This window comes from Pseudomonas sp. P5_B3 (genome assembly GCF_056400405.1).
In genome coordinates this window covers 24,273-47,439 of the sequence record NZ_JBFULI010000036.1, presented here as the reverse complement: position 1 = coordinate 47,439, position 23,167 = coordinate 24,273, and the positions used below count along the sequence as shown (strand labels likewise).

At 59.0% G+C, this 23,167-nt stretch carries 22 protein-coding genes, 1 tRNA gene and 1 pseudogene; 14 read left to right on the top strand and 10 right to left on the bottom strand.

Features of this window, described 5'->3' with window-relative positions; all coding sequences use genetic code 11:
* Nucleotides 1–96 precede the first annotated feature (96 nt).
* The 4 genes and pseudogenes from AC1DRN_RS20420 to AC1DRN_RS20405 all read right to left on the bottom strand — a co-directional run.
* A complete protein-coding gene (locus tag AC1DRN_RS20420; protein ID WP_458237156.1) occupies nt 97–1,836 on the bottom strand; it encodes a dipeptidase in 1,740 nt (579 codons plus the stop codon).
* 160 nt (nt 1,837–1,996) lie between these two features.
* Nucleotides 1,997–2,296: a hypothetical protein gene (locus AC1DRN_RS20415; protein ID WP_457266274.1), complete on the bottom strand. Its 300-nt coding sequence runs from the start codon at nt 2,294–2,296 to the stop codon at nt 1,997–1,999.
* 240 nt (nt 2,297–2,536) lie between these two features.
* Nucleotides 2,537–3,097, bottom strand: a complete 561-nt coding sequence (locus tag AC1DRN_RS20410) for a lipid-binding SYLF domain-containing protein (protein WP_457266273.1) — start codon at nt 3,095–3,097, stop codon at nt 2,537–2,539.
* A 948-nt stretch (nt 3,098–4,045) separates the two neighbouring features.
* A pseudogene (locus AC1DRN_RS20405) lies at nt 4,046–4,381 on the bottom strand (helix-turn-helix domain-containing protein); the annotation flags it as partial.
* Nucleotides 4,382–4,575: 194 nt separating this feature from the next.
* Between AC1DRN_RS20405 and AC1DRN_RS20400 the strand changes: the two are divergent.
* Complete coding sequence (locus AC1DRN_RS20400; protein ID WP_223462818.1) at nt 4,576–5,304, top strand: helix-turn-helix transcriptional regulator; 729 nt, start codon at nt 4,576–4,578, stop codon at nt 5,302–5,304.
* A 22-nt stretch (nt 5,305–5,326) separates the two neighbouring features.
* Here AC1DRN_RS20400 and AC1DRN_RS20395 read toward each other — a convergent pair whose 3' ends face one another.
* On the bottom strand, nt 5,327–6,169 hold the full coding sequence (locus AC1DRN_RS20395) for an acyl-homoserine-lactone synthase (protein WP_223462819.1): 843 nt from the start codon (nt 6,167–6,169) through the stop codon (nt 5,327–5,329).
* Nucleotides 6,170–6,431: 262 nt separating this feature from the next.
* On the opposite strand from AC1DRN_RS20395, the gene AC1DRN_RS20390 reads away from it, so the two are divergent.
* From AC1DRN_RS20390 to AC1DRN_RS20340, 11 genes are all read left to right on the top strand, one after another.
* Complete coding sequence (locus AC1DRN_RS20390) at nt 6,432–7,700, top strand: beta-ketoacyl-[acyl-carrier-protein] synthase family protein (RefSeq protein WP_477786787.1); 1,269 nt, start codon at nt 6,432–6,434, stop codon at nt 7,698–7,700.
* Between the two features lie 2 nt (nt 7,701–7,702).
* Nucleotides 7,703–8,509, top strand: a complete 807-nt coding sequence (locus AC1DRN_RS20385) for a MaoC family dehydratase (RefSeq protein WP_223462820.1) — start codon at nt 7,703–7,705, stop codon at nt 8,507–8,509.
* Nucleotides 8,506–8,772, top strand: a complete 267-nt coding sequence (locus AC1DRN_RS20380) for an acyl carrier protein (protein ID WP_223462821.1) — start codon at nt 8,506–8,508, stop codon at nt 8,770–8,772. The genes AC1DRN_RS20385 and AC1DRN_RS20380 overlap by 4 nt, the downstream gene beginning before the upstream one ends.
* Nucleotides 8,773–8,807: 35 nt before the next feature.
* On the top strand, nt 8,808–9,707 hold the full coding sequence (locus AC1DRN_RS20375) for a diiron oxygenase (protein ID WP_223462822.1): 900 nt from the start codon (nt 8,808–8,810) through the stop codon (nt 9,705–9,707).
* Nucleotides 9,704–11,227 (top strand): phytoene desaturase family protein, encoded by a 1,524-nt coding sequence (locus tag AC1DRN_RS20370; RefSeq protein ID WP_223462823.1) that lies wholly within the window; start codon nt 9,704–9,706, stop codon nt 11,225–11,227. Before AC1DRN_RS20375 ends, AC1DRN_RS20370 begins: the two co-directional genes overlap by 4 nt.
* Entirely contained in the window at nt 11,224–12,063 is an 840-nt protein-coding gene (locus AC1DRN_RS20365; protein ID WP_108217407.1) for an alpha/beta hydrolase, read from the top strand. Before AC1DRN_RS20370 ends, AC1DRN_RS20365 begins: the two co-directional genes overlap by 4 nt.
* A gap of 36 nt (nt 12,064–12,099) precedes the next feature.
* Nucleotides 12,100–12,855 (top strand): SDR family NAD(P)-dependent oxidoreductase, encoded by a 756-nt coding sequence (locus AC1DRN_RS20360; RefSeq protein ID WP_457266272.1) that lies wholly within the window; start codon nt 12,100–12,102, stop codon nt 12,853–12,855.
* Between the two features lie 39 nt (nt 12,856–12,894).
* Nucleotides 12,895–14,400 carry a phytoene desaturase family protein gene (locus AC1DRN_RS20355; RefSeq protein WP_477786786.1) on the top strand — a complete coding sequence of 502 codons (1,506 nt, stop codon included), beginning with the start codon at nt 12,895–12,897 and terminating at the stop codon, nt 14,398–14,400.
* A 42-nt stretch (nt 14,401–14,442) separates the two neighbouring features.
* On the top strand, nt 14,443–14,814 hold the full coding sequence (gene fdxA, locus AC1DRN_RS20350) for a ferredoxin FdxA (RefSeq protein ID WP_457266270.1): 372 nt from the start codon (nt 14,443–14,445) through the stop codon (nt 14,812–14,814).
* Nucleotides 14,815–14,835: 21 nt separating this feature from the next.
* Nucleotides 14,836–16,473 (top strand): phytoene desaturase family protein, encoded by a 1,638-nt coding sequence (locus AC1DRN_RS20345; protein ID WP_457266269.1) that lies wholly within the window; start codon nt 14,836–14,838, stop codon nt 16,471–16,473.
* An 83-nt stretch (nt 16,474–16,556) separates the two neighbouring features.
* Nucleotides 16,557–17,015 (top strand): hypothetical protein, encoded by a 459-nt coding sequence (locus tag AC1DRN_RS20340; RefSeq protein ID WP_457266268.1) that lies wholly within the window; start codon nt 16,557–16,559, stop codon nt 17,013–17,015.
* A 329-nt stretch (nt 17,016–17,344) separates the two neighbouring features.
* Here the strand turns inward: AC1DRN_RS20340 and AC1DRN_RS20335 are convergent.
* Nucleotides 17,345–17,432: transfer RNA gene (locus tag AC1DRN_RS20335), tRNA-Ser, on the bottom strand.
* Nucleotides 17,433–17,555: 123 nt separating this feature from the next.
* Between AC1DRN_RS20335 and AC1DRN_RS20330 the strand changes: the two genes are divergently transcribed.
* Nucleotides 17,556–18,227: a Bax inhibitor-1/YccA family protein gene (locus AC1DRN_RS20330; protein WP_108219910.1), complete on the top strand. Its 672-nt coding sequence runs from the start codon at nt 17,556–17,558 to the stop codon at nt 18,225–18,227.
* Between the two features lie 59 nt (nt 18,228–18,286).
* Here the strand turns inward: AC1DRN_RS20330 and AC1DRN_RS20325 are convergent, their stop codons facing one another.
* Both AC1DRN_RS20325 and AC1DRN_RS20320 read right to left on the bottom strand, forming a co-directional pair.
* Nucleotides 18,287–18,616 carry a YceK/YidQ family lipoprotein gene (locus AC1DRN_RS20325; RefSeq protein WP_457266267.1) on the bottom strand — a complete coding sequence of 110 codons (330 nt, stop codon included), beginning with the start codon at nt 18,614–18,616 and terminating at the stop codon, nt 18,287–18,289.
* A gap of 56 nt (nt 18,617–18,672) precedes the next feature.
* On the bottom strand, nt 18,673–19,110 hold the full coding sequence (locus tag AC1DRN_RS20320; RefSeq protein ID WP_007987480.1) for an Lrp/AsnC family transcriptional regulator: 438 nt from the start codon (nt 19,108–19,110) through the stop codon (nt 18,673–18,675).
* 136 nt (nt 19,111–19,246) lie between these two features.
* Here AC1DRN_RS20320 and AC1DRN_RS20315 point away from each other — a divergent pair, with 136 nt between their 5' ends.
* Entirely contained in the window at nt 19,247–20,140 is an 894-nt protein-coding gene (locus AC1DRN_RS20315; protein WP_223462830.1) for a DMT family transporter, read from the top strand.
* Nucleotides 20,141–20,155: 15 nt separating this feature from the next.
* Here AC1DRN_RS20315 and AC1DRN_RS20310 read toward each other — a convergent pair whose 3' ends face one another.
* Nucleotides 20,156–21,196 carry an FUSC family protein gene (locus AC1DRN_RS20310; protein WP_223462863.1) on the bottom strand — a complete coding sequence of 347 codons (1,041 nt, stop codon included), beginning with the start codon at nt 21,194–21,196 and terminating at the stop codon, nt 20,156–20,158.
* Nucleotides 21,197–21,240: 44 nt separating this feature from the next.
* On the bottom strand, nt 21,241–22,866 hold the full coding sequence (locus AC1DRN_RS20305) for an NADP-dependent glyceraldehyde-3-phosphate dehydrogenase (RefSeq protein WP_223462831.1): 1,626 nt from the start codon (nt 22,864–22,866) through the stop codon (nt 21,241–21,243).
* Between the last annotated feature and the right edge of the window lie 301 nt (nt 22,867–23,167).

Below are 23,167 nucleotides of genomic sequence, written 5' to 3'. Positions count from 1 at the left end.
TTTCGCGAGCAGGCTCGCTCCTACAAGGGCCGGCATGTGACTTGGGAATGGGAGTGAAAGCAAAGGACCCGCCAGGGCGACGGGTCCGAAGGGGGATCAGAGTTTCGGCAATTGCCCGATGCGGCCCATCATCTCGGTCACGATCTGCAGGTCCAGCAGGAACTGCGCGGTGGTCTTGAACTCGTTGTCGTTGTGACCGGTGTATTTGACCTCCGGCATGGCCAGGCCGAACTGCACGCCGTTGGGCAGTTCATGCACGGACGTGGCGCCGGCGGAGGTGCCGAACTTGTGTTCCATGCCGAGGTTTTCGCTGGCCACCGCGAGCAGGGCCTTGACCCATTCACCCTCGGGGTTGCGGAACATCGGTTCGGCAATCGACAGGTCAAAGGTTGGTGCGATGCTGGTCTTCTTGCTCCAGGCGTCCAGTTTTCCGGCGATTTCGGATTTGAGCACTTCCGGCGTCTTGCCCTTCGGCACGCGCAGGTTGACCGCGAGTTTGAAGGCTTTGTCGTCCATCCCGACATAGGTCAGGGACGTGGTCAGCGGGCCCATGAATTCATCGGCAAAACCGACCCCCAACTTGCCACCCAGGTAGTCCAGCCCCCAGTTGTCGGCGGCGTAGCGGGCGGCGTCAGTGATCTGGTTGTGCTTGAGCGCGACCTTGCCGTCGAGGCTATTGATGAAGTCGAGCATCCTCGCCACCGGGTTGACGCCGGACTCGGGCTCGGAGGAGTGGGCGGACACACCGGTGACCGTCAGTTTGACGTCCTTGCCGTCGACTTTGGCGGCGACCTCGAAGTTGCCGCCATTGCGCTTGGCATAGTCGGTGCCGGCCTTTTGCAGGCTGACGGCCAGTTCGGCGGGCTTGTCGGTCACCAGGGTCGCGACCGATGTCGACGGAATCTGGTTGGTGGCCAGGCCGCCGGTCATCGAGGTGATTTGCGCACCTTTGCCTTGAGCCTTGCGTTTGGCGAAGCTGGCCATGACCGTGCCGTAGCCTTTCTCGGCGATCACTACCGGGTAGCCGCCATCCAGCGCCAGGTTGTAGTTGGGGGTCGGGTTGCGTTCGAAGTAGTAGGGGATGGCGTCGCCCGTTGTCTCTTCGGTGGTGTCGACCAGCAACTTGAAGTTGCGGGCCAGCGGCAGCTGCTCTTCCTTGATGATCTTCATGGCGTAGAGCGCCACCACGATGCCGTTCTTGTCATCCTCGGTGCCGCGGCCATACATGCGATCACCGATCAGGGTGACCTTGAACGGATCGAGGCGGGTGCCGTCCTGCAGCACCCAGTTTTCCGGCGTCACCGGCACCACATCGGCATGGGCGTGAATGCCCACGACTTCATCGCCAGCGCCTTCCAGGGAGATTTCATAGACGCGGTTATCGATGTTGCGAAAGTTCAGGTTGAACGCCCGGGCGAGGCCCTTGATCTTCTCGGCAATCTTGAGAAATTCAGGATTGTCGTGCTGGTCAACACCTTCCACGCGCACGGTTGGAATGGCCACCAGCTCCTTCAAGGTTTCGGTGGCCGCGCTGCCGTATTTCACACGGGCATAGAGGCCAAGCAGGCGATGGATTTCGTTTTGCTGCCCGGCGCTAAGCGTCTTGTTATCGAGGAATGCACGGATGGCCGGGCCGAGGTTGTCGGTTTTGGCGATATCGCTCTTGGACAAGTCGTCCAGGAACTGTCTGAAATCCTTGACCGATGCATCACTGAAGGTCTTGAGGATGATCGCGCTCTGTTGCGGCGTGTTGTTGGCGTGGGCAGCGGTGGTGAACGATGAAAGGCTGGCGAGCATAAGGCTGGTCGCAGCCAGGTGCTTGAGGGAAAAATCCATTGCTGGGGGCATTCCTTTGCAGGTGGTTTGTAAGAAATATCTGATCGTTTGATCAGAAACATTTGCAAACTACCACCACGAGCGTGTGAAACGGGAGCCCCTGAAGTGGGATCTGTCGCACAGAAATGCAAAAGCGGCGCAGAAATGAAAAAACGCTCTATCAATGCTTACATTCTGCCATCACCACTTGGCAGGTATTCGGCGTGCCGCCGGATCGGCCCGCATAGCGGATGCAATTATCCAGGGATTTCTGGCGAGCCATGTCCAGGGTCTCCGCCCAGGCGAGGCCGCCTTCGCCGACAGTCGGGAGGGCTTTTGCATAGCAGGTTGAACCCGTGTTTGGGGCGGGATAGCGAGCCGTGGCGGCTTTGCCTGAACATCCCGCTGTCAGTGCCAGGTCGATGGCGAGCAGGAAAAGCAGGATCCATGGCGAGCATTGGTGCGCAGTTTTCCCCGTCATCTCGGTTCCCCTGTAGCAAGAGGCGTATTTGAGATCGTACCTGGCCAGATCAGGGCTGAGGCACACTCTTTCTTTGAGCCTATCCTTGCGGCATCGATCCTGCTGCTCCTTTCGTCTGCTTCCCGATCATCAGCTACGTCCGTGCGCCAGGCGTGAGGACAGCCTGGCCTGAACGGGAAAACCCATCCGGGTTGGCATAGGCCGCCATTACGCTCCCGATGGTCAATCAAACGGCTGACGCTAGCGCTTGATCTGAGAAATCTTCGTTCCCTCGATGCTGACCCCCGCCATCAACCCTTGCTGGTCGAAGATGAACGCGTAGGCGTCGTCTTTGAGCGTCGAGCTGGACAGGTTCTTCGCAACCCCTGCATTCACTAAAACAACCGTTGGTCCTACACCGATTTCCCAGCCCTTGGTGTCGGCTACATATTTCACGGCTTTATCGGTCATCAGGAAAACCACATAGCCATACGATTGGGCGCCGATCTGCAGCCCCCATGAACCGCTGACGGAGTTGTAGTAACTCTCGACTTTCGAGCCTTTCATCAGTACGCCTTCGCCATAGCTGCCGCCGAACACAAGACCGGCCTTTATGATGTTCGGGAAAACAAGCACCGCTTTGGCGTTGTGCGAGATGGTTTCGGAAAAAGGATTAGTCTTGTAGAGCGTTTGCAACGCTTGTCGAGAGTCGGCATTCAGATCCACGGCGGTGGCCGCTCCTGCGGTGTTCAGGAGACCGGCCGATGCCAATGATGCCGTCACGAGGAAGATCAACAGGAAGAACCGCATTGATTGAGTCATTTGCCTACTCCGCTGAGGGAGCATTGGATGAGAGCAGTGGCAAGCGCCTGCGTCAGGCAGGAACCGAATCCGCTGAGGTTATCCGGCGCACCCTGAAGTGTGTGAATTGCAGGCATCGCTCTTGAATGAAGTTGGTTTGCGACCTTGGTCTGCGGCCACTGAACATTTGCGCTGCCATCATCTGTTGTGACCACAGCGTAATGGCCGGGTTCGCTGTCAGTTCTGCTTCTGGCCGCCAGTTTCATCTTGTGAAGGATTGAAATTGGTTCCTCACGCGCTCAATCCAGGCAGCAAAAGGCCCGCTCAATGGCGGGCCTTCTGTTTGGGGTCAAATCCTTTTGTTCATCCAATCTGCGCTCCATCTTGTGAGCGTTTCGTGAAAAACATGTCGTAGCAATGAAAAAGCCCGGCGTCGGCCGGGCTCTCTGTAGATGGGCCAAATCCTTTTGGCTGATGCCATTGTGCTGGGTGGATGTGACGACGATATGACAGGGCTGACACGAAGAGCTGATCGCTGTCGGGCTGGTCAATTTAGCGGAAGCTATAATTTTCTTGAGCAAATTATGGAACGCTTGTCGAGCGGCGAGATTTTCGCCAAACACCGGAAACGACAAAGCCCTGAATAATCAGKGCTTTGTTGTATAAAGATGGCGGAGGCGATGTCCGCTATTTTGACGTATTTTGAGTTCTATTGCTGTCTGATTGCTTGATAAAAAATCCTTATAAAGCATGTGGATACTTGATTTTTGTCTTTTGTATTCCAACTGATGTTACCGGAAGCCATCATCCAGGGTGTGGGCTGGAGTGTGGGCTGGAGCTGATTTGGATCAGGTCATCATCCTTAAAAAGATGATCTCTTGGAGGAGTCACCGATCACTTACGAAGAACTGCTTCGGCATGACGAGGTGATCGCTCAACTGCTCGATCTGGGCTGTAGCAAGTTGAGTGAATGTCGTTGGCGGCCCATATCCGCTGGACGCTGGCCGGTGAAATGCCGGCGACTCGAGCCATGCTTCGACAGCTCCAGCGAGGCTGACCGATACGCGGCTGAGTGACTTGCTCAAGGGTTCGTTTCAACGCTTCGGCCGGCAAGGATGGCTTGCGACCTTGTCCGGGCAGATCCACCAGGCCTTGCAGACGCAGCTCTTGAAAACGCTTGCACCAGCGCGTGACTGACACAACGCAGAGACCGGTCAACCGGGCAATCTCGTTGCGCGAACGGCCTTGAGCCGCCAGTAAAATCACCCGCGCCCGACGACCGTCGCGCTGACTGATCGTGGCCGAGCTGGATGGCGACGCGTTCTTCAACGCGGAGTTTGCCTTAGGTCATAGTCGAATATAGCCCGCCAGCGTACCGGAATTAACCGCCTTGTATGTCAGTGCTACGCACTCACGCGCCAGGTATAATGAAAAATCTTGCATTGTCTTCGCCGTTTCCGCAGAGTCGAGGTAATCCTGGAGGATAATGAGCTCATAACATGGATAGTCAATTCAAATACTCTGATTTCGTCCCGGCCGACGAGAGTCATTCAAGCGTCTGTTTACAATCCGAACTTGAAAACCTGTTGGGGGACCTTCAGGGATTAAGCTATGCCTACTTTGCTGTTCCTCGAAATCGTGAAGCGGCTCCCCTTATTGTTTCAAATTATCCATCGCCCTGGCTGAAAGCCTATAAGGGAGCCAACTATCATTTGATCGATCCGATCATTCATCACGGTCTTAAAAGTTGCGCGCCATTTTCTTGGAGTGATGCGCTCCAGGCCGTTTCCTGTGACAAGAGTCGGGAGTTGTTTCGACGTTCCAGCCAATACCGGATCTGCTCCGGCGCCACCTTTATCCTGCATGACCCCTGTGGAGTGTTCAGTTCGTTGAGTCTTTGCAACGGCGGGCAGCAAGCCGACTTCGATCGCCGCATGGCCGACCAGCAGGGGCAGATACAGATGGCACTGATCCGCTTTCATAGCCGACTGTTGAGCCTGCGGACGGTGGATGAACTGTTTTCCAAACTTCAGAGTGGGCCACTTTCGGGCAAGGAGATGGAGGTGCTCAAGTGGGTGATGATGGGCAAGTCCTACCGGGAAATCGCGCTGATCTGCGCGATTTCCGAGCGTACGGTCAAATTTCACATGTCCAACATTTCCGGAAAACTGCAGGTCTGCAATGCCAAGCAGGCGGTTTATGAGGCTCAGCGCCAAGGCATCCTCTGATTCAGGCGCTGATCCGCTTGGGCTAACCGAGCGGTGTGTCGCGGATGTGCAGACGATGCGGCCACTGGCTTGCCTGCGTGGATGACAAGGGTTGCTTGCGCGCAATACTGGACATCAGCCGCTGACGATTGAACTCGGTTACCGGCATGTTCAGCAGCAGCACCTTTTCCCCCGGAGAGGCTTCGCCGGTATCCAGCACTTCATAGTGCCAGCCGGCGTTGCGTACGACCCGTCCCATGGCATTGCTGACCACGGTGATGATCGATTCCAGGCCACTGCCTGCGGCATAGTTGTGCATGCAAAAAAGCAGCATTTCGGTCAGCGGTACCTGGGCCAGGCCGTGTTGGCGTGATCGGACCTTGTCGACGAAGAAGCGACTGGACTCGGCCATCAGCGCGTGCTTGGGCGGCTCGCAGCGGAAAAAATCACGGAACGGCCCTTCGACCATATAGGGATCCAGAGTGCTGATCAGGCGCAGGCCGGCCAAGGGGACACCCTCCCAGGTACCGATCAGGTAGGTCGTCCGCTCGCTGTCGTATTCATCGAACTCGATGCCGTTATTTATATTGACCTTCCAACTTAAACGATCAGCGAATACTTCCTTGCGCAGGCGATACAAGTCGGCGACCCAAGCGTGGGGCGTCGCACTATAGTCAAGCGCGTGAAACTCGATAGCTTTCATGTTATTAACGTTCTTCCATGGGAACTGGTACTTAAGTACTAAGTGGTGCGGCTCGTACAGGTCGCGGGGAATGAACTTCCGGGTACGAAAAATCAATCGCGCGACCATTGTTAGTTTATCAATGTCCGCCCAGCGGCAACCTGTACTTAGGTGCAGTTGCAGGTTGCATAATTTGATTTTCATCGCGCTATCTGTACCTAGATACAGTTGTTCTCTCTGGGTAACTACGGCAACTTATGCCGGGCAGTGGTTAAGCCCCCTATGACGCCGCAGCGCTGAACATTCTCAATGTTGGACAAATGTTCCAGCCAAGGCGTCATGGCTTGTACTTGCGAGTGCTCCACTTGCCTATATCGCCGAACATGCCAATGACAGTCTGAGCGTCTGGATCAGGCTTCTTCACGCTGTGCGGCATTCCAGTCAAGACATCGAAACAGGGAAGATCATGGAAAAGTCCGCTTCTTCAGAACCGCGCCGGGTCGTTGTAACCGGTTATGGCGCCATCTGCTCGCTCGGCGAGAATGTCGACGCTATCTGGGACGCAATGATGGATTACCAGGTCGGTTACCGTCAGCACAGGTTCGACGATCCGAGCATCCATGCGCGTTACTTTGGCTTTATCGATGACTTCGGTCGTGAAGCGATGCGTCCGTTTTCGAAGAAAATCTCCAAGATGTTGCCGTTGTTCGCCAAATACAGCCTGGTGGCCACCCACGAGGCGATCCGCATGGCGTTCGGTGATACGCCCCTGGATGAGATCGTCTCGCCCTTTGATCGCGGCGTGATCCTGGGCACCGGTTGGGGTGGGCTCRACACCGCCAACTGCAATAACAACGAATACCGTAAGCACGGCATCTCCACTTCCTTCGCCACCGTCATGTCGATGTGCAATGCCGCAACCGCCGGTATCACCATGAACTGGAACATGCGTGGTATCCAGAACAGCCCGGTTGCAGCCTGCGCCACGGGCACCATCGCCATTGGTGAGGCTTACGAGGCGATTCGCAGCGGCCGCGCCAAGGTGATGATCGCTGGTGGCAGTGAGTCCTTGAAAGAGCAGTTCAACGTCTGGTCGGTGGATGTCATCCAGGCCCTGAGCAAAGAGCAGGAAAACACGCGCCTGGCCTGCTGCCCGTTCAGCAAGGGACGCAGCGGCTTCGTGCTCTCCGAGGGCGCGGCTGTGTTATGCCTGGAGGACTATGAGTCGGCCCGGGCACGGGGCGTGAAGATTCTCGGCGAGATCACCGGCTACGCTAACTATTCGGACGCCTACGACATGACAGCCCCGGCCGAAGACATGCAGGCCCGGGTACGGGTGATCAATGACGTCTGCAAGCAGGCAGGCGTGCAGGCATCGCAGATCGACTACGTCAACCTGCACGGCACCTCGACACCGCTCAACGATGTCAACGAAACCCGCTCGATCAAGCTGGCCCTGGGGGACGCCGCATACGGCATTCCGATGTCCAGCACCAAGTCCTACACCGGCCACCTGATCGGTGCCGCCGGTTCCATGGAGGCGGTCTTCTGCCTCAAGGCCATGGCCCGTGGCACCATCCCGGCGACTATCCACATGGATGAGGCCGATCCTGACTGCGACCTCAACTACGTGCCCAACGAGCATCTGCATGGGCAGACCCTGAATAACGTGCTGAACCTGAGCTTCGGCTTCGGTGGTGCCAACGCCGGCATCATGCTGCGCAAGGTGGTCTGATCATGCAGTTGCAATTCGGAGCCGAGCAGATCGAGGCCTGGGCCGGCCTCTCCGGTGATCGCAACCCGATCCACTTCGACCGTGAGGCGGCGCGCCGCATGGACGCAGCCGATGTGGTGGTGCATGGCATGCTCGCGCTACTGCCGGTCAAGCATCGCATGGGGCGCGTCAATCAGGTGCTGCCCCAGGACTGGATGCAGTTCAAGGCGCTGCTCAAGGCTCCGGTGCTGCGCGACAGCCCGGTAGCCCTGTCGACCCGCGAGCGCAGCGACAGCACGGGGTTCAAGTTGCACTCGAGCGGCGGCGACAGTGAACACATGATCGGCCATGTACGTATCGTCGAAGCGCCGGTCTGGTTATCCACAACCCCGGGCTTCCTGCTGGCACGCGAGGAGGTCGCGGCCTGGCTCGCACAGTTTCGTGATGACCTGGGCCGGGGGGTCGATGATTGGGTCGCGCTCGATGCACTGATCTTTTCCCACTTCATTCGTAACCATCTGGGAGTGATCTTCGATTGCCTGTCCCCGCAGTTCCGTCAACGACAGCGGCCGGAGCGGCTTGAGGAACTGTCTGATCACCTGGTGGTGCAGACCAGTCACCAGATCACCTTCTGCACGTCGCTGCGCTCGCTGGGCAAGTTGCAGACCGATATTCGCTGTGAGATCGACAACATCCACCTGATTGAAAGCCCAGGCAAGGCCGTGGGCACCCTCGATCTTGGGGTGCATGTCAGCGATCGCCACGTGATGACCATCACTCTCGGGCTGATGGCAAAGACACTTTCAACCCACCAAGGAGCTGTGCAATGACCACTGTAGAGAAAGTATTTACTGTTGTTCGCGACCTCATTCTGGAACTCAAGGATGTCGACGAAAACGATGTGACCCTCGATACCAACATCGAATCGATGGCGTTCGATAGCCTGGACTTCGTCGAGATGCAGCTGGTGGTGCAGAAGAAGATCGGCGTGGCGCTGGATCCCGATTCGTTCGCCAGCCGCAAGATTTCCACGCTGCGCCAGCTGTGCGAGTTCGTGGTCGAGTTCAAGGAATCGGCCGCCGTCCCTGCCTGACTGGCAGGGCTACCGTTACGGATAGGAGCAAGGGAATGCCCACGCAGACCAATAGTGTATTCACCATTTCAGAAGCAAGGGAATCGAAGGTCCGCAAGCTGAGCGAGGTCTCGCACCACAAGACCATGGACCACGCGACCGTATTGCCCTGGGACCAGGAGGTCGATCGCAGCCTGTACCCGAAGGACCCCGATCATCTGTGGATCAACGGCACTCGTTTCTGTGAAGGCCTGAGCGAGGCACAGAAGCTGGAACTGGCCTGGCTGGAAACCGGCCGTGACATCTCCATGTTCATCTGGCTGGAGCAGACTATTCCGCCGCTGTACATGGGTTATGTCACCCAATTCCACGATCGCATCTCCCAGGACCTGCAGGAGTACCTGATGATCTTCTCCAAGGAGGAGATCGTTCACACCCTGACCTTCAAGCGCTTCATGGGCAAGGCCGGCCTGCAATTGTGGAACCCGCCGGTGGGTCTCTACGAATTGCTGACCGAGACACTGCCGAAAATGGAGCCCGCGGTGGGCGTGCTGTTCACTCTGCTGATCGAGTGGGTCGCGGAAATGGGTGCGATGCACACGTCCCAGGGCCCAGGCATCGAACCTATGACCCGTACCATGTTCCGTGAGCATCATCATGACGAGGCCCGGCACATCGCCTTCGGTCGCTGGATCAGCGAGTCGTTCTTTGAAACGGCCAGCCCGGAGTCCATCGCCCAGGTGAAGGCCATGAGTCGCAGAATCATTCCGGCGTTGATCGACATGTTCACCTATAACCCGGAAATCGCCCGGCACACCTCGTTTGAGTTTCCGATCGCGGTGGATGACAAGGCGAAGATCGAGGAGGTCTGGCGCTCGGCCCACAACGCCCGGCTCAATGCCATGCGCTTTGCCGAGATCTACGCCTGGGTCGACAAGTTGGGGCTGCGCCAATGAGCCAGCCGTCCTGGGATGCGATCTTCGTCGGTGCCGGGATCACCAGCCTGGCCTGTGCGGCCATGCTGGTCAAACGTGACCCCGGGGTGCGCTTGCTGGTAGTCGACAAGCATATTGTTGTCGGCGGGTATGCCTCCACGTTCAGTCGGCCGAAACAGGACGCGGTGTTCGACTGCAGCCTGCATAAGCTCAGTGGCATGGCCGAGGGCGGCAACCTGATCCGTATCCTGCGTAATCTGGAGCTGGAAGAGACACTGGACCTGGTCTATCCCCAGGACTACTTCTGCGCCTACCAGGACGGCATGGCGCTGCCGCTGGCCAATGACGCGGACGGTGTGCAACAGCTGTTGGTCGAGCGCTTTCCCCATCAGGCCGAGGCCATCGCGACCTTCTTCGAGCACGTTCGAACTTACGGGCGCAACGGCTACTACCAGTTCCAGATGCTGGACGGCACCTTTGAGCCGGACATGGCCCAGTTGCGTTTCGCGCATCGCAACCTGAAGCACAAGACCGTGCGTCAGGCGTTGCACGAGCTGTTCGACGATCCGTACCTGATCGAGATCCTGGCGGCACCGGGAATCTACGTCGGTGGCTACTCGGAAGACCTGGGCTACCTGTACTACCTGCATGTGGTGTACGCCACGCTCAACCGTGGCAACGCCTATGTCAAGGGCTCCTCCCAGCACCTGTCCAATCTGCTGGCGCAGCGGATTGAACAGGCCGGTGGGCAGATCCTGCTCAGCACAGGTGTCGATGGGGTGCTCACCGATGGGCAAGGCAATGCCACGGGCGTCAGCACCAATCGTGGCGTATTCCATTCTTCGCGGGTGTACATCAACGCTTCACCGCACTACGCGGTGCAGTCGCTGTTCGCGGCGGATGTGGAGCTGGCGGCCACTCGGGAGAAACTCACCGCGCTGAAACCGGCACGCTCGACCACCACGGTGTACCTGGTGACCGACCTGCCACCGGCGCAACTTGGCCTGTTGCATAGCGAATCGATGCTGTTCGCCGGTGATCCGGCGGCAGGCGCCGAGCTGCGCATGGCCGCCGAACGCAGCGGTTATGAGGCGGCGCTCAGTGAGCGGGCATTCTGGGAGATGTCGCCGATCGAGGTCACCAACTATCACGCCCTGGACCCGGCTGCGGGCCTGGTGGTGTGTATCAACGTGCTCGACTCGATCGCCCATTGGCCGCAGCGCCGCACAGCGCAATACCGCGCCAAGAAACAACGGGCCAGCGACACCCTGGTGGAGCGTCTGTTGAGCCAGGTGCCGGGGCTGCGCGGACATGTGCTGCATACCGAGGTTGCCACGCCCCACACCTATGTGCGCTTCACCAACAACACCGACGGTTCGGGTTATGGGGCGATGGTGGGTACCGATCTCAGCGGCCATGTATTCCATCACGGCTTCCCGGTGCAGGGCGTGCAGTTCCTCAGCGCCTGGGTGGCGGGTCCCAGTTACGAAGCGGCATTCGGTTATGCCGAGATGAAGGCCAGACAATGGAAGCGAGCATGAGCAAAAACGAGCAATCGACCGGTTGGCTGGGTGTCGCCATTTCCAAGCTGTTCATCCGGACAATGTTCCGCCAGGTACAAGGCTGGAAGCGCGACGTGCCAAGTCGTGCGGCAGGCTTTGTCGAAGTCGCACGCGACGGCAGCCGGCTCGAGGGGGCGTCCCTGCGCACCACCGCCATGCACCCTCGGGGCGTGGTGCTCTTGTGCCATCCGTTCCTCAAGTACGGCATGCATTACTTTTTCGAGAACAAACTGGATCAGGCGTTTCTCGACCAGGGTTATCACGTGGTCGCCTTCAACTTCAAAGGCTTCGGCCGCAGCACCATCGGCGGCCACGCGTTTGCCGACGATGTGCTGGCGATTGCCCGGCGAGTGATCCGGGACAACCCCGGCCTGCCCATCCACCTGGTGGGCTGTTCGTTTGGCGGCTATCACCTGTCCCATGCCCTGGCGCGCGATACCACGCCCTTTACCTCGGCGGTGCTGGACAGTGTGCCGGTTTCGGTGCGCAGCTACTTCACCCGCGGACCGCTGCGACTCGCTATGCGCTGGATCAGCGGCAGCCGTCTGGCGGTCCCCACGGGGACCTGTGCCATTGATCACTCGTTGCAGGGCGTGCGCGATCTACCGATCGCCTATTTCTACGGGCTCAACGACCGCTTTATCCCGGCTGCCAGCGTGGCGGGGCTCAGCCTGGATTGCGAGGCGCTACATATGGTCGGTTTCGAGGGCTGTCGTCACTTGGAAAACCACAAGAAGCATCGGGACCGCTACTTCGAGGAAATCTTCGATTTCTTCAATCGTGCAGAAGCTCAAACACCCGTCGTGCCCGCGTAACAACGGCAAGGACCATCAGGCTAAAGGATGTAGATCATGGATGTTCAGCAGTCTTCAAACGGCAAATGGGTGCTGGTCAGTGGCGGCAGTCGTGGCATTGGACGCGCACTGGTCTCGGCCCTGGCACGGGAAGGGTATCAGGTCGCTTTCACCTACCAGTCCTCGGCCGACGCGGCTTTGCAACTGGAGCGGGAAGTGGCGGCCAGCGGTGGCTGGGCCCTTGGGCATGCCTGTGACGGGCGGGACCACGGTTCGGTCGAGGCGGTGTGTGCACAGTTGGTGGAGACCCTCGGCGAGCCCTACGGCTTGATCAACAACATGGGGGTGACCGGCGATCAGCTGTTGCTGAAGTTCGATATCGAGCGTTACCGCGATGTGGTTGCGACCAACCTCGATTCGGCGGTGTATTTCAGTAAATGCCTGGCGCCGGCGATGGCCGCCGAGCGTCGCGGCAAGATCTTGCACATGTCCTCCGTCAGTGGGTTCAAGGGTAACAAGGGACAGTTGAGTTATTCAGCGACCAAGGCGGCGATGATCGGCATTACCAAGACCATGGCCCTGGAATTGGCGCGGTTCAAGATCAACGTCAACGCCATCGCCCCAGGTTTCATTGCCACGGAGATGGTCGAGCAGATCGCCGACCCGGTGCGCAAGTCGATCACTGACACCATCCCCCTCAGGCGCTTCGGTGAAGTGCGTGAAGTGGCGGCCTTGGCCAGCTTTCTGCTGTCGACCCGGGCCGACTACATCACCGGTCAGACATTCGTAATCGACGGCGGCCTGACGGTCTGATTTAGCTGTCCGGATCTGGCCGCAGAGCCTGGAAATGTAATGAATCAAGAATACGATACCGTTTTCGTCGGCGCGGGCCTTGGCGCGCTGGCGAGTGCCAGCCTTATGGCGCAGCGAGGCCAGAAGGTACTGGTGGTGGAAAAGCACAATGTACCCGGCGGTTATGCCAGCAATTTTCGGCGCAAGGATTTCAACTTCGATGTTTCGCTGCATTCGTTCGACGGCGTGGTACGTGGCGCCGAGTCGTTCAATGTCATCGAGGCCTGTGGCGTGGCGGACAAAGTCGAGTTTCTTCATCACCCGACCCTGTATCGCTATCGCTCTCAGGACATCGACATAACGGTTGGACACCGAGACCTGGAAGGTTACAAGCGCGAGTTGTTCCGTTTCTTTCCAGAGGAAGTCGACAACATCAATCGCCTGTTTGCCGAGTCTCAGCGCAACTACAAGGACCTGTGCGGCTTTCTGTATTCGCGCAAACCTTTCTGGATGAGGTTGGTGGCCACGCCCATGATCTATCCGCGGGTGCTCAAGTATGGCCATGAAACGGTGGATCACTACTTCTCGCRTTTCACCTCCAACGAACGCTTGAAGGAAGTGCTGTCGGCGCAATGGAGCTACTACGGTCTACCGGCCAAGGACCTGGCGTTCGGGTACTTTTCCTATCCCTTTATCGACTATCTGGAGAACGGCGGCTATTCGATCAAGGGCGGCTCCCAGGCATTGTCCAATGCCCTGGTCGAAGTGATCGAGCAACATGGCGGCCGGGTCGAGCTGGAGTCAGCGGTCAACCAGATCGTGATTGAACGCGGGCGAATCGGCGGCGTGGTAACGCGCAAGTCGGGCAGGGTCAAGGCGCGCAATGTTGTGGCCAATATTTCGCCCCATGCGGTCGTGGCACTGGCTGGCGAGCAGCATTTCGACGCCAGGTACCGCTCGCGACTGCGCCGGCTCAAGTTGTCGGTGTCCGGGTTTCAAGTCTACCTGGGGCTCGATTGCCCGCTGAGCGAGTTGGGAGTGGGCCCCGAGGAGTACATCCACTTCTTCGCCCCGCAGAAAACCCAGCGCGAACAGTTCGAGCATATCCAGGCCGGGGAGCTGCATGGCGACAACACCAGTTGGTCGATCAACTACTTCTCCAACGTCGATGCGTCGATGGTACCGGCCGGAAAGTCCAGCCTGGGCCTGTTCACGCTGACGGGCGCCAGCGAGTGGCACTCGCTGGGCAAACTCGACTACAGGCGCAAGAAGCTTGAACTCACCGAGCTGCTGATCGCCAACGCCGAACGAGTCATTCCAGGCCTGAGTCGGCACATAGAGGTCTGCGAGAGCGGCTCGCCACGCACCATGACCAAGTTCACCCATAACCCGGAGGGCGCGATCTACGGCTTCGAGCAGAACACCCGACAATCCGGCCTGTTCAACCGTTTCCCGCAGAAATACCCGGTCAAGGGGCTGTACCAGGTCGGGGCCTGGACATTCCCGGGCGCAGGTTTCATCGGGACGATGTTGTCGGCGCGTTTGTTGGTCGACMGCTACTTCTGAGTGGCGACTTTCCCGTCAAACCAGATTTTTACGAGACGCACCATGACCTACGTAGTGACTGACAACTGCATTCAATGCCGCCACACCAGCTGCGTCGATATCTGCCCCGCGGATGCTTTCCACCTGGGGCCCAACTTTATCGCCATCAACCCTCAGGAGTGCGTCGACTGTGGCCTGTGTCTGCCCGAGTGTCCGGAGGAAGCGATTCAGCCGGAGAACCAGCTCGATGACAGCAACCGGCATTTCATCGAACTCAACGCCGAGCTGGTCAAGCACTGGCCGGTGATCCTGCAGCGGATTCCGCCATTGGCGAACCATGAACACTGGAGCCGCAAGCCGAACAAGCTGCCCCACCTGATACGTGAGGCCGAGGCGGTCGATCCGACCCGCGACCACCACCTGGCCCATGCCTGATGCGCGACTGGAACCTTATCCATGCAAAGTTTTGATCGATTCAAGACCCTCGAAAGCGACACCTTTGACGTGATCGTGGTTGGCGCCGGCATCGGTGGCCTGACGGCTGCCGCGACCCTGGCCAATCGCGGCAAGCAGGTACTGGTGCTCGACATGCACTATGAAATGGGCGGCTGTGCCACGGTGTTCCACCGCAAGGGCAACGACTATGAGTTCGACGTCGGCCTGCACTACATCGGTGACTGTGGCAAACACGGTCTGATTCCGCGGATTTTGCGGGGTGCAGGTATCAATGATGGTGAAATCAAATTTATCGAGCAGGACCCGGAGGGGTTCGAAACCCTGTGTTTTCCCGACTTCCAGTTCGCGGTTCCCCGTGGCTATGAACGCTTTCGCGAGAAGCTGCTGGAGGCGTTTCCCAAGGAGCGAGCGGGAATCAACCGCTACTTCAAGATGCTGCAGCAGGTCTGGGATTTCATGGGCATCCACTCGCGGCCGCTGACCGCGCTGTGGGTGCTGCCACGCTCTTGGATGCTGATGCGGCATGCCAAATCGACGGTGGCGCAGTTCCTCGACACCTGTACGCAGAATCAACGCCTTCGGGCCATCCTGACCGGGCAGCTGGGGGTCTATCACCAGCCGCCGAGCCGCGCGACCATGGCTGGCCATGCCGCGGTGGTCAACCACTTCCTGCAGGGTTCCTATTACCCCTCGGGTGGCGGCCAGATGTTCTCCGACAAGTTGGGCGAGGTGGTCGAGCGCAAGGGCGGCAAGATCCTCCTGCGATCCAAGGTCGAACGTATCCTGATCGAGAACGGTCATGCCGTGGGCGTCGAGTTCAGCAACAAGCACTTGGGCAAGCGGGTGGTCAAGGCGGACGCGGTGATCTGCAACGCCGATATCAAGCAGGCCCTGCTTGGCCTGATTGGCCGTGAACACCTCAAGCCACAGACCGTGCGTCGTGCCGAACAGTTCGAGATGTCACCGGCCATGGGCGTGGTCTATCTCGGCATCGACATGGACCTCAAGGCCATGGGTCTGAAGAACACCAACTACCGCATCTACCCTGGCTGCGATTATGAGAAGGCCTACCGCGAGGTGTTCGCCGGAGAGTTTCCCGAGGAGCCCCATCTGTTCATCGGTAACGCAACGATGAAAGACCCGGATAACCCGGCCATCGCCCCGCCAGGCATCTATAACCTGCAGCTTATGTCGGCGGTGCCTTCCACCCCGCAAAGCTGGGGCGTGACCCAGGCCGAACTGACGGATGGTAGCTACCGGAGCAACCCTGTGTACCTGGAGAAGAAAGAGTGGTACGCCCGCCAGCTGATTGCCCTGGCTGAACGGGTGATTCCGGGAATGTCGGGCCACATCGTGTATCAGGAAGTCTCGACCCCTTTTTCAGTGACGCGCTTTATCGGCTCCGAAGGGGGCACGTCCTACGGTCTGGCCTTTACCCCGGAGTACTTCCTGCACAACAGGCCAGGGGCCAAAACTGAAATCCGCAACCTGTACCTGTGCGGCGCATCGACCCGTACCGGGCATGGTATTTTTGGCGCCATGACTGGCGGGGTGGAAGCGGCCGCTGCGGTCTGCGGTCGTCACGTGCGCTACCAGGTGATGGACGTCGGCACCCGCGCCGAAGCGGCAACCAGCTGAGTACGTGGTCAAGGCGGGCCCTGCCGACACGCCACGACGTCTATGGGGCGCACCGTGGCGCATTTGCATCAAGGAGCGATGGAATGGCAAACGAATACAACATGGCGCTGGTGATCGGCGCCGGGCTCAGCCTGCTGGCGGCCCTGATGCATGTCGGGGTGATCATGGGAGGGCCTTCCTGGTATCGCTTGTTTGGCGCTGGCGACCGCTTTGTGCGTGCGGCCCAGGCCGGTCGCCGGTTTCCCGCGGTGGTCACGACGGGGATTGCCCTGGTGCTCGCCGCATGGGCGGCGTATGCACTGTCCGGTGCCGGGGTGATCGATCCCTTGCCCCTGCTGCGCCCGGCATTGTGCGCAATCACCTTGGTCTACCTGCTGCGCGGCCTGTTGGGACCGTTCGCGCTGGCAGGCACTGGGCGTAGTATTCGCTTCATCGTGATCAGCTCGGCGGTCTGCCTGGTCTATGGGCTGGTGCATCTGTTTGGCCTGGTGCAAGTGTGGGATTCCCTTGCCTGGTGTCCTGTCTCGGAAATGAATTTCTAGCCTGAGCCATGCTTCTGTGGTCAGTCAGTGCCTGGAGTGATCACATGAACTCTCAGGACATCGTGCTTAGTGAAGACGAACAAATTGAATTGAGTCGACGCATAAGGTCGGCCACGATCAGTCCTCTTCGCTTTCGGGAATTTTTCCGAGAGCATCAGTTCCTTAGTCGGTGCTTCAGAATTACAGGGACAAGAGACCATTCGAAAAACTAGCCGCTGGTCGAAAAGCAAGACTCCACCCAGGGTGAGGGCTGAAGTGTGGGCTGGCAGGTTTTTCCAAAAGCAAGAAACGACAAAGCCCTGAATAATCAGGGCTTTGTCGTATAAAGATGGCGGAGGCGATGGGATTCGAACTCATGGACCTGTTACAGTCGACGGTTTTCAAGACCGTTGCCTTAAACCACTCGGCCACACCTCCGTTTGCGTTGCGGGCGCCATAATACCTGAATGAAACACACTGTCAAACTCTCTGCGTAGCTTGTTACAGAGCGTCTGCTATGATCTTTGCGACTGAACGTTTCAAACCAACAGGAGTGTCGCCATGCGCGAACAGGATTACGCAGTTAATAACAGCGTGCAGGCTGAGCAGCTAGAGGTTAGCCGCGTCCTGCGCAACACATACGGCTTGCTCGCCCTGACCCTCGCATTCAGTGGTGTGACGGCCTACGTTGCCCAGCAGATGCATGTTGGCTACCCGAACATTTTCGTGGTGCTGATCGGCTTCTACGGTCTTTTCTTCCTCACCAACAAACTCCGTGATTCGGCCTGGGGCCTGGTGTCGGCATTTGCCCTGACCGGTTTCATGGGTTTCCTGCTGGGCCCGATCCTCAATCGTTACCTGGGTATGCAGGGCGGCGCTGAAGTGGTCAGCTCGGCTTTCGCGATGACCGCGCTGGTGTTCGGCGGTCTGTCGGCGTATGTGCTGATCACCCGCAAGGACATGAGCTTCCTCGGCGGCTTCATCACGGCAGGCTTCTTCGTGCTGCTGGGTGCGACGCTGGCGGGCATGTTCTTCCAGATCAGCGGCCTGCAACTGGCGATCAGCGCAGGTTTCGTGCTGTTCTCCTCGGTCTGCATTCTGTTCCAGACCAGCGCCATCATTCATGGCGGCGAGCGTAACTACATCATGGCCACCATCAGCCTGTATGTATCGATCTACAACCTGTTCGTCAGCCTGTTGCAGCTGTTCGGCATCATGGGCCGCGATGATTGATCGTCGGCACTGAATGAAAAACCCGCTCAGGCGGGTTTTTTATTGCCTGGAATTCAGGATTACTCCGAAATGACAATGCTGCCGTCGGCTTGCTGGCGGTAGATGGTGTAGGGCAGCAACAAGGTGTCGAGCGCGCCGGAGATGACCACGTCGATCAGCACAATGGCAGGGGCACTATCATGCACCTGCGCATCGCGGCCTTTTTCCAGGGGGGCATTCAGCGTGCAAAAGTCGTAGGTCACGCCGCTGTAGATTCGCGGTACTGCGCCGCAATAACTCTTATGGTCCTTCAGGCTCTTTGCAGCCACTTCGTCACCGCGCACAACCGTTTGAATCGTGCCGCAACCTGCAAGCAGCATCACCATGAGTAGCATTGCCTGAGCTTTCATACCGTCAATCCTTCGCCGGAAACCGCCAACCTACTTCAGTCTGAAACAAATATCACTCACGCCATGGGCGGCAATCGGCGCTTGACCGGAGTTTTCTTGACGATCGCCGTATTGGTTTCAGCGTGGGTGTTGAGGCGGTCCAGCAGGGTGTCCAGTTGTTCCATCGAGCGCACATGCAGGCGCGCAATGAAACAGTCGTCGCCGGTGACCTTGTCGCACTCGGTGAATTCGGGAATGGCCATGATTTGCCGTTCCACTTCCTGCAATTGCCCCGGCAACGGGCGAATACGCACGATGGCCTGGAGCTGGTAGCCAAAGCATTTCGGGTCGATCTCTACGGTGTAGCCCTTGAGCACGCCACGCTCTTCCAGGCGGCGCAGACGCTCGGCGACGCTGGGGGAGGACAGGCCGCTGATTTGCGCCAGGGCCTTGAGCGAGCGTCGCGAGTCTTCCATCAGCGCCGTGATCAGCACCTGGTCGATGTCATCGGTCATGGCGAAATCCTCTGTTAGGCGTTTTTTCGAAACGGCCTTGATAAAAAAGGCAGATCCCGAGTTTAGCCTGCTTTTTGCTCTGGAGTAGCGCCCAGGTTCATTGGCATACTTTGGCCACAAACACAGGAGTCTGATGATGGACAAAACCCTACGCCGCGGTTCGTTCGAAATGACGGCCGCCATGCTGATCTCCGGCACCATCGGCTGGTTCGTACTGGTTTCCGGGCAACCGGTGCTGGATGTGGTGTTCTGGCGCTGCCTGTTCGGTGCTGGCACCTTGCTGCTGATTTGCGCGGCTTTCGGCTTTCTGCGCCCCGGCATTTTGACCCGCACGACCTTCCTGCTCGCGGTGCTCAGCGGTGTGGCGATTGTCGGCAACTGGGTGCTGTTGTTCGCGTCCTATTCCCGGGCGTCGATTGCCATCGGCACTGCCGTCTATAACGTCCAGCCGTTCATGCTGGTCGGGCTGGCGGCGCTTTTCCTTAACGAAAAGATCACCGCGCAGAAACTGACCTGGCTGGGCGTGTCGTTTCTCGGGATGCTGGCGATTGTCAGTGCCCATGGTAGCCAGGGCGAAAGCGGCAGCGATTACTTGTTGGGCATTGCCCTGGCGTTGGGCGCGGCGTTTCTCTATGCGATTGCCGCGCTGATCATCAAGCGCCTGACCGGAACCCCGCCGCATTTGATCGCGCTGATCCAGGTCAGCACGGGCGTGTTGTTGCTTGCGCCATTCGCACATTTTTCGGCACTGCCTCAGGCGCCGAGCGCGTGGACCAGCCTGGTGACGCTGGGCATGGTGCACACCGGTGTGATGTACGTGCTGCTGTACGGCGCGATTCAAAAGCTGCCGACTGCGCTGACGGGGGCGCTGTCCTTCATCTACCCGATTGCGGCGATTTTCGTCGACTGGTTTGCCTTCGGCCATCGCCTGGAGCCGCTGCAATGGATCGGAGTCGCGGCGATTCTGCTGGCCGCTGCCGGCATGCAACAAGGCTGGTCGCTGAAGTTTCGGCGCACGGTTACGCCGTAACCCGCTAGCCAGGCGTCAGATGTTCCAGCGCGGCGCATTGCTGGCCAGTCGCTGGCGCATCTCGCCGACGTTGGCGGCCAGTTGTTGGGTCAACAAACGATAGCCGTCCAGCGTGTTGTAGACCGGCGCATCGAGGCTGACCAGCGGCATATCCATAGGGCGATTGAGCCGCTGGGCCGCACCGGATTTCAACGCCCGGGCCATACCGATCAATTGCACGCGAATCTGGCGATGCTCGGCTTTCAATGCCGTTTGCATCAGCGACATCGCCTCGAGGTCATTGGCATCCGGTCGGGTATTGCCGAGGATTTCCAGGGTGCTGACGCACATGCGCAGGTTGCGCTGGATGGCATCCAGCTCGGTCATGGAAATCTTCACTTCCTTGGACACCGACGGCATCAGTGAGCGAAGTTGCACCATCACCGCGTTCAGGCGGGTCATGAGCTTGAGGTGTTCGTCGGCGGTGATGGCCTGGCCATCGATGATGCGCCCATAGACTTTCGCGCAATCACGCAGCGCATCGGCCAGGTTGTAGCGCCAGGAATACACCGCGTACAGCGGCAGGGCGAAGGAAAACGCCAGGGCCAGGGCAATGCCGATCAGGATGTCCACTCCGCGCCACAGGCCATCGGTGACCGGGTTGTCGCCGTGCCCCGCAACGATAAACACGGTAATCGCTGACAGCAGCGCGGTGTAACCACCCTTGCCGATGGCGTGATACGAGAAAAACCCGCAGACCACCGACATCGCGAAATAGGTCAGCCAGGGCATCCCGAGCCAGGCCTGTTGTGCCACCAACGCAAGGCCGACGCCGGCGCCGATCAAGGTGCCAATGGCACGCTCGGCGGCTTTCTTGCCGATGTTGCCGTGATGCTGCAAGCCGCCGATCACCACCAGCATCGTCACCGACGCCCACTCACCGTGGGGCAGATGGATGCCGGTGGTCAGCAGGATGGTCGCCAGCAACCCGAGCGACACCCGCACCGCGTGGATCACCCGGGCATGGCGGTAGCGCCGGTACGGGTCCAGTAACGGACGCAGCAGTCGGCGCAGCAGCGGTGGCAGTCGATGGGCTCGGGATGTACTCAGGCTGGCTCTCCTCAGAAGATGTAGTCGGTGGTCAGGAAGCTCGAACTGCGGCCGCTGATGATCTCGCTGATCAGGTCCTTGTTGGTCTCCTGGAACTTGGTGGCCACCAGGGTGCGGATCGAAAACACCCGCAGTGCGTCATGGACCGACAAGGTGCCTTCGGCGGAGTTCTTGCGACCATTGAAGGGATAGGTATCCGGGCCGCGCTGGCATTGGGCATTGAGGTTGATGCGCCCGACCTGGTTGGCAAAAGTGTCCACCAGCCGGCCGACCGCCACCGGGTTGGTGCCGAAGATGCTCAACTGTTGGCCGAAGTCCGACTCCAGCACGTAATCGATCACGGTATCCAGATGGCGGTACGGCACGATGGGGATGACCGGGCCGAATTGTTCTTCCTGATAAACGCGCATCTGCGGCGTGACCGGGTACAGCACCGCCGGGTAGAAGAACGACGCACGAGCCTCACCACCGTTGGGGTTGACCACCTTGGCGCCTTTGCTTTCGGCATCCGCCACCAGAGAGTGCAGATAGTCGACCTTGCCCGATTCCGGCAGTGGCGTCAGGGCCACGCCACTTTCCCAGGGCATGCCGGGTTTGAGGTTGGCGAGCCTGGCATTGAATTTGTCGATGAAGGACTCGACCACGTCCTCGTGCACAAACAGGATCTTCAGCGCGGTGCAGCGCTGGCCATTGAATGACAGCGAACCGGTGACCGCTTCACTGACCGCGTTGTCCAGATCCACTTCCGGCAGGACTATCCCTGGGTTTTTCGCATCCAGGCCCAGCGCCGCGCGCAAGCGGTGGGGTCTCGGATGGAGTTTTTTCAGGTCGCTGGCGGCCTTGTTGGTGCCGATGAAGGCAAAGATGTCGATCTTGCCGCTGGCCATCAGCGCACTGACCGTCTCGCGGCCGCTGCCATAGATGACGTTGATCACCCCGGCCGGGAAGCTGTCGCGGAAGGCTTCCAGCAGCGGGCGAATCAGCAGCACGCCGAGTTTGGCCGGCTTGAACACCACGGTGTTGCCCATGATCAGCGCCGGGATCAGCGTGGTGAAGGTTTCGTTCAACGGATAGTTGTAAGGCCCCATGCACAGGGCGACGCCCATCGGCACGCGGCGGATCTGGCCGAGAGTGTCCTGTTCCAGTTCGAAACGGCTGGAGCGGCGGTCGAGTTCTTTGAGCGCGTTGATGGTGTCGACGATGTAGTCGCAGGTGCGGTCGAACTCCTTTTCCGAGTCCTTGAGGTTCTTGCCGATTTCCCACATCAGCAACTTGACCACGGCGTCGCGCTGCTCGCGCATGCGTCCGAGGAAGGTTTCGACGTGCTGGATGCGCTCGGCCACGCGCATGGTCGGCCACAATCCCTGGCCCCGGTCATAAGCACGGACGGCAGCGTCGAGGGCGGTCAATGCGGTGTCGGCATCGAGCAGCGGCGTGCTGCCGAGGATCACTTGCTCGTCGCCATTGGCGCCGGCCAGGTACACCGGGCTACGGACTTGGGCCAGTGGCCCGTTCCAGGTTCTCAGTACGCCATCGACCAGGTACTCACGCTGCTCGGTCTGGCCGTCGAGGCGGTACTTTTCCGGGATGTCGGCGGGGCTCGGGAACAGGTTCTGGAGACTATTGGCTGTGGTCATGTCGCTACCCCTCTGGATTGGATGATGCGCTGATGAATCGTTTTAGCAGACCTCAGCAACCCTTGTCATGACTCATTTCAGCGTTTTGCCGCACAGCGTGAAGGATCGCGGATTCATCGACTCCCATCAGTCATGGCCTCAGAAGCGCCCCTTGTTGACCCCCCAATGCCCTCAACCCGCCCACACCGGGTGCCTTAGTGTTGACCTCGCCTTGATCACAACAAAAAAGGTGCACCCGGCTGGCCGGGCTACCAATGAGAGTACAGCCATGCGGACAAGCCGATTAACTGAAAAGCCTAGC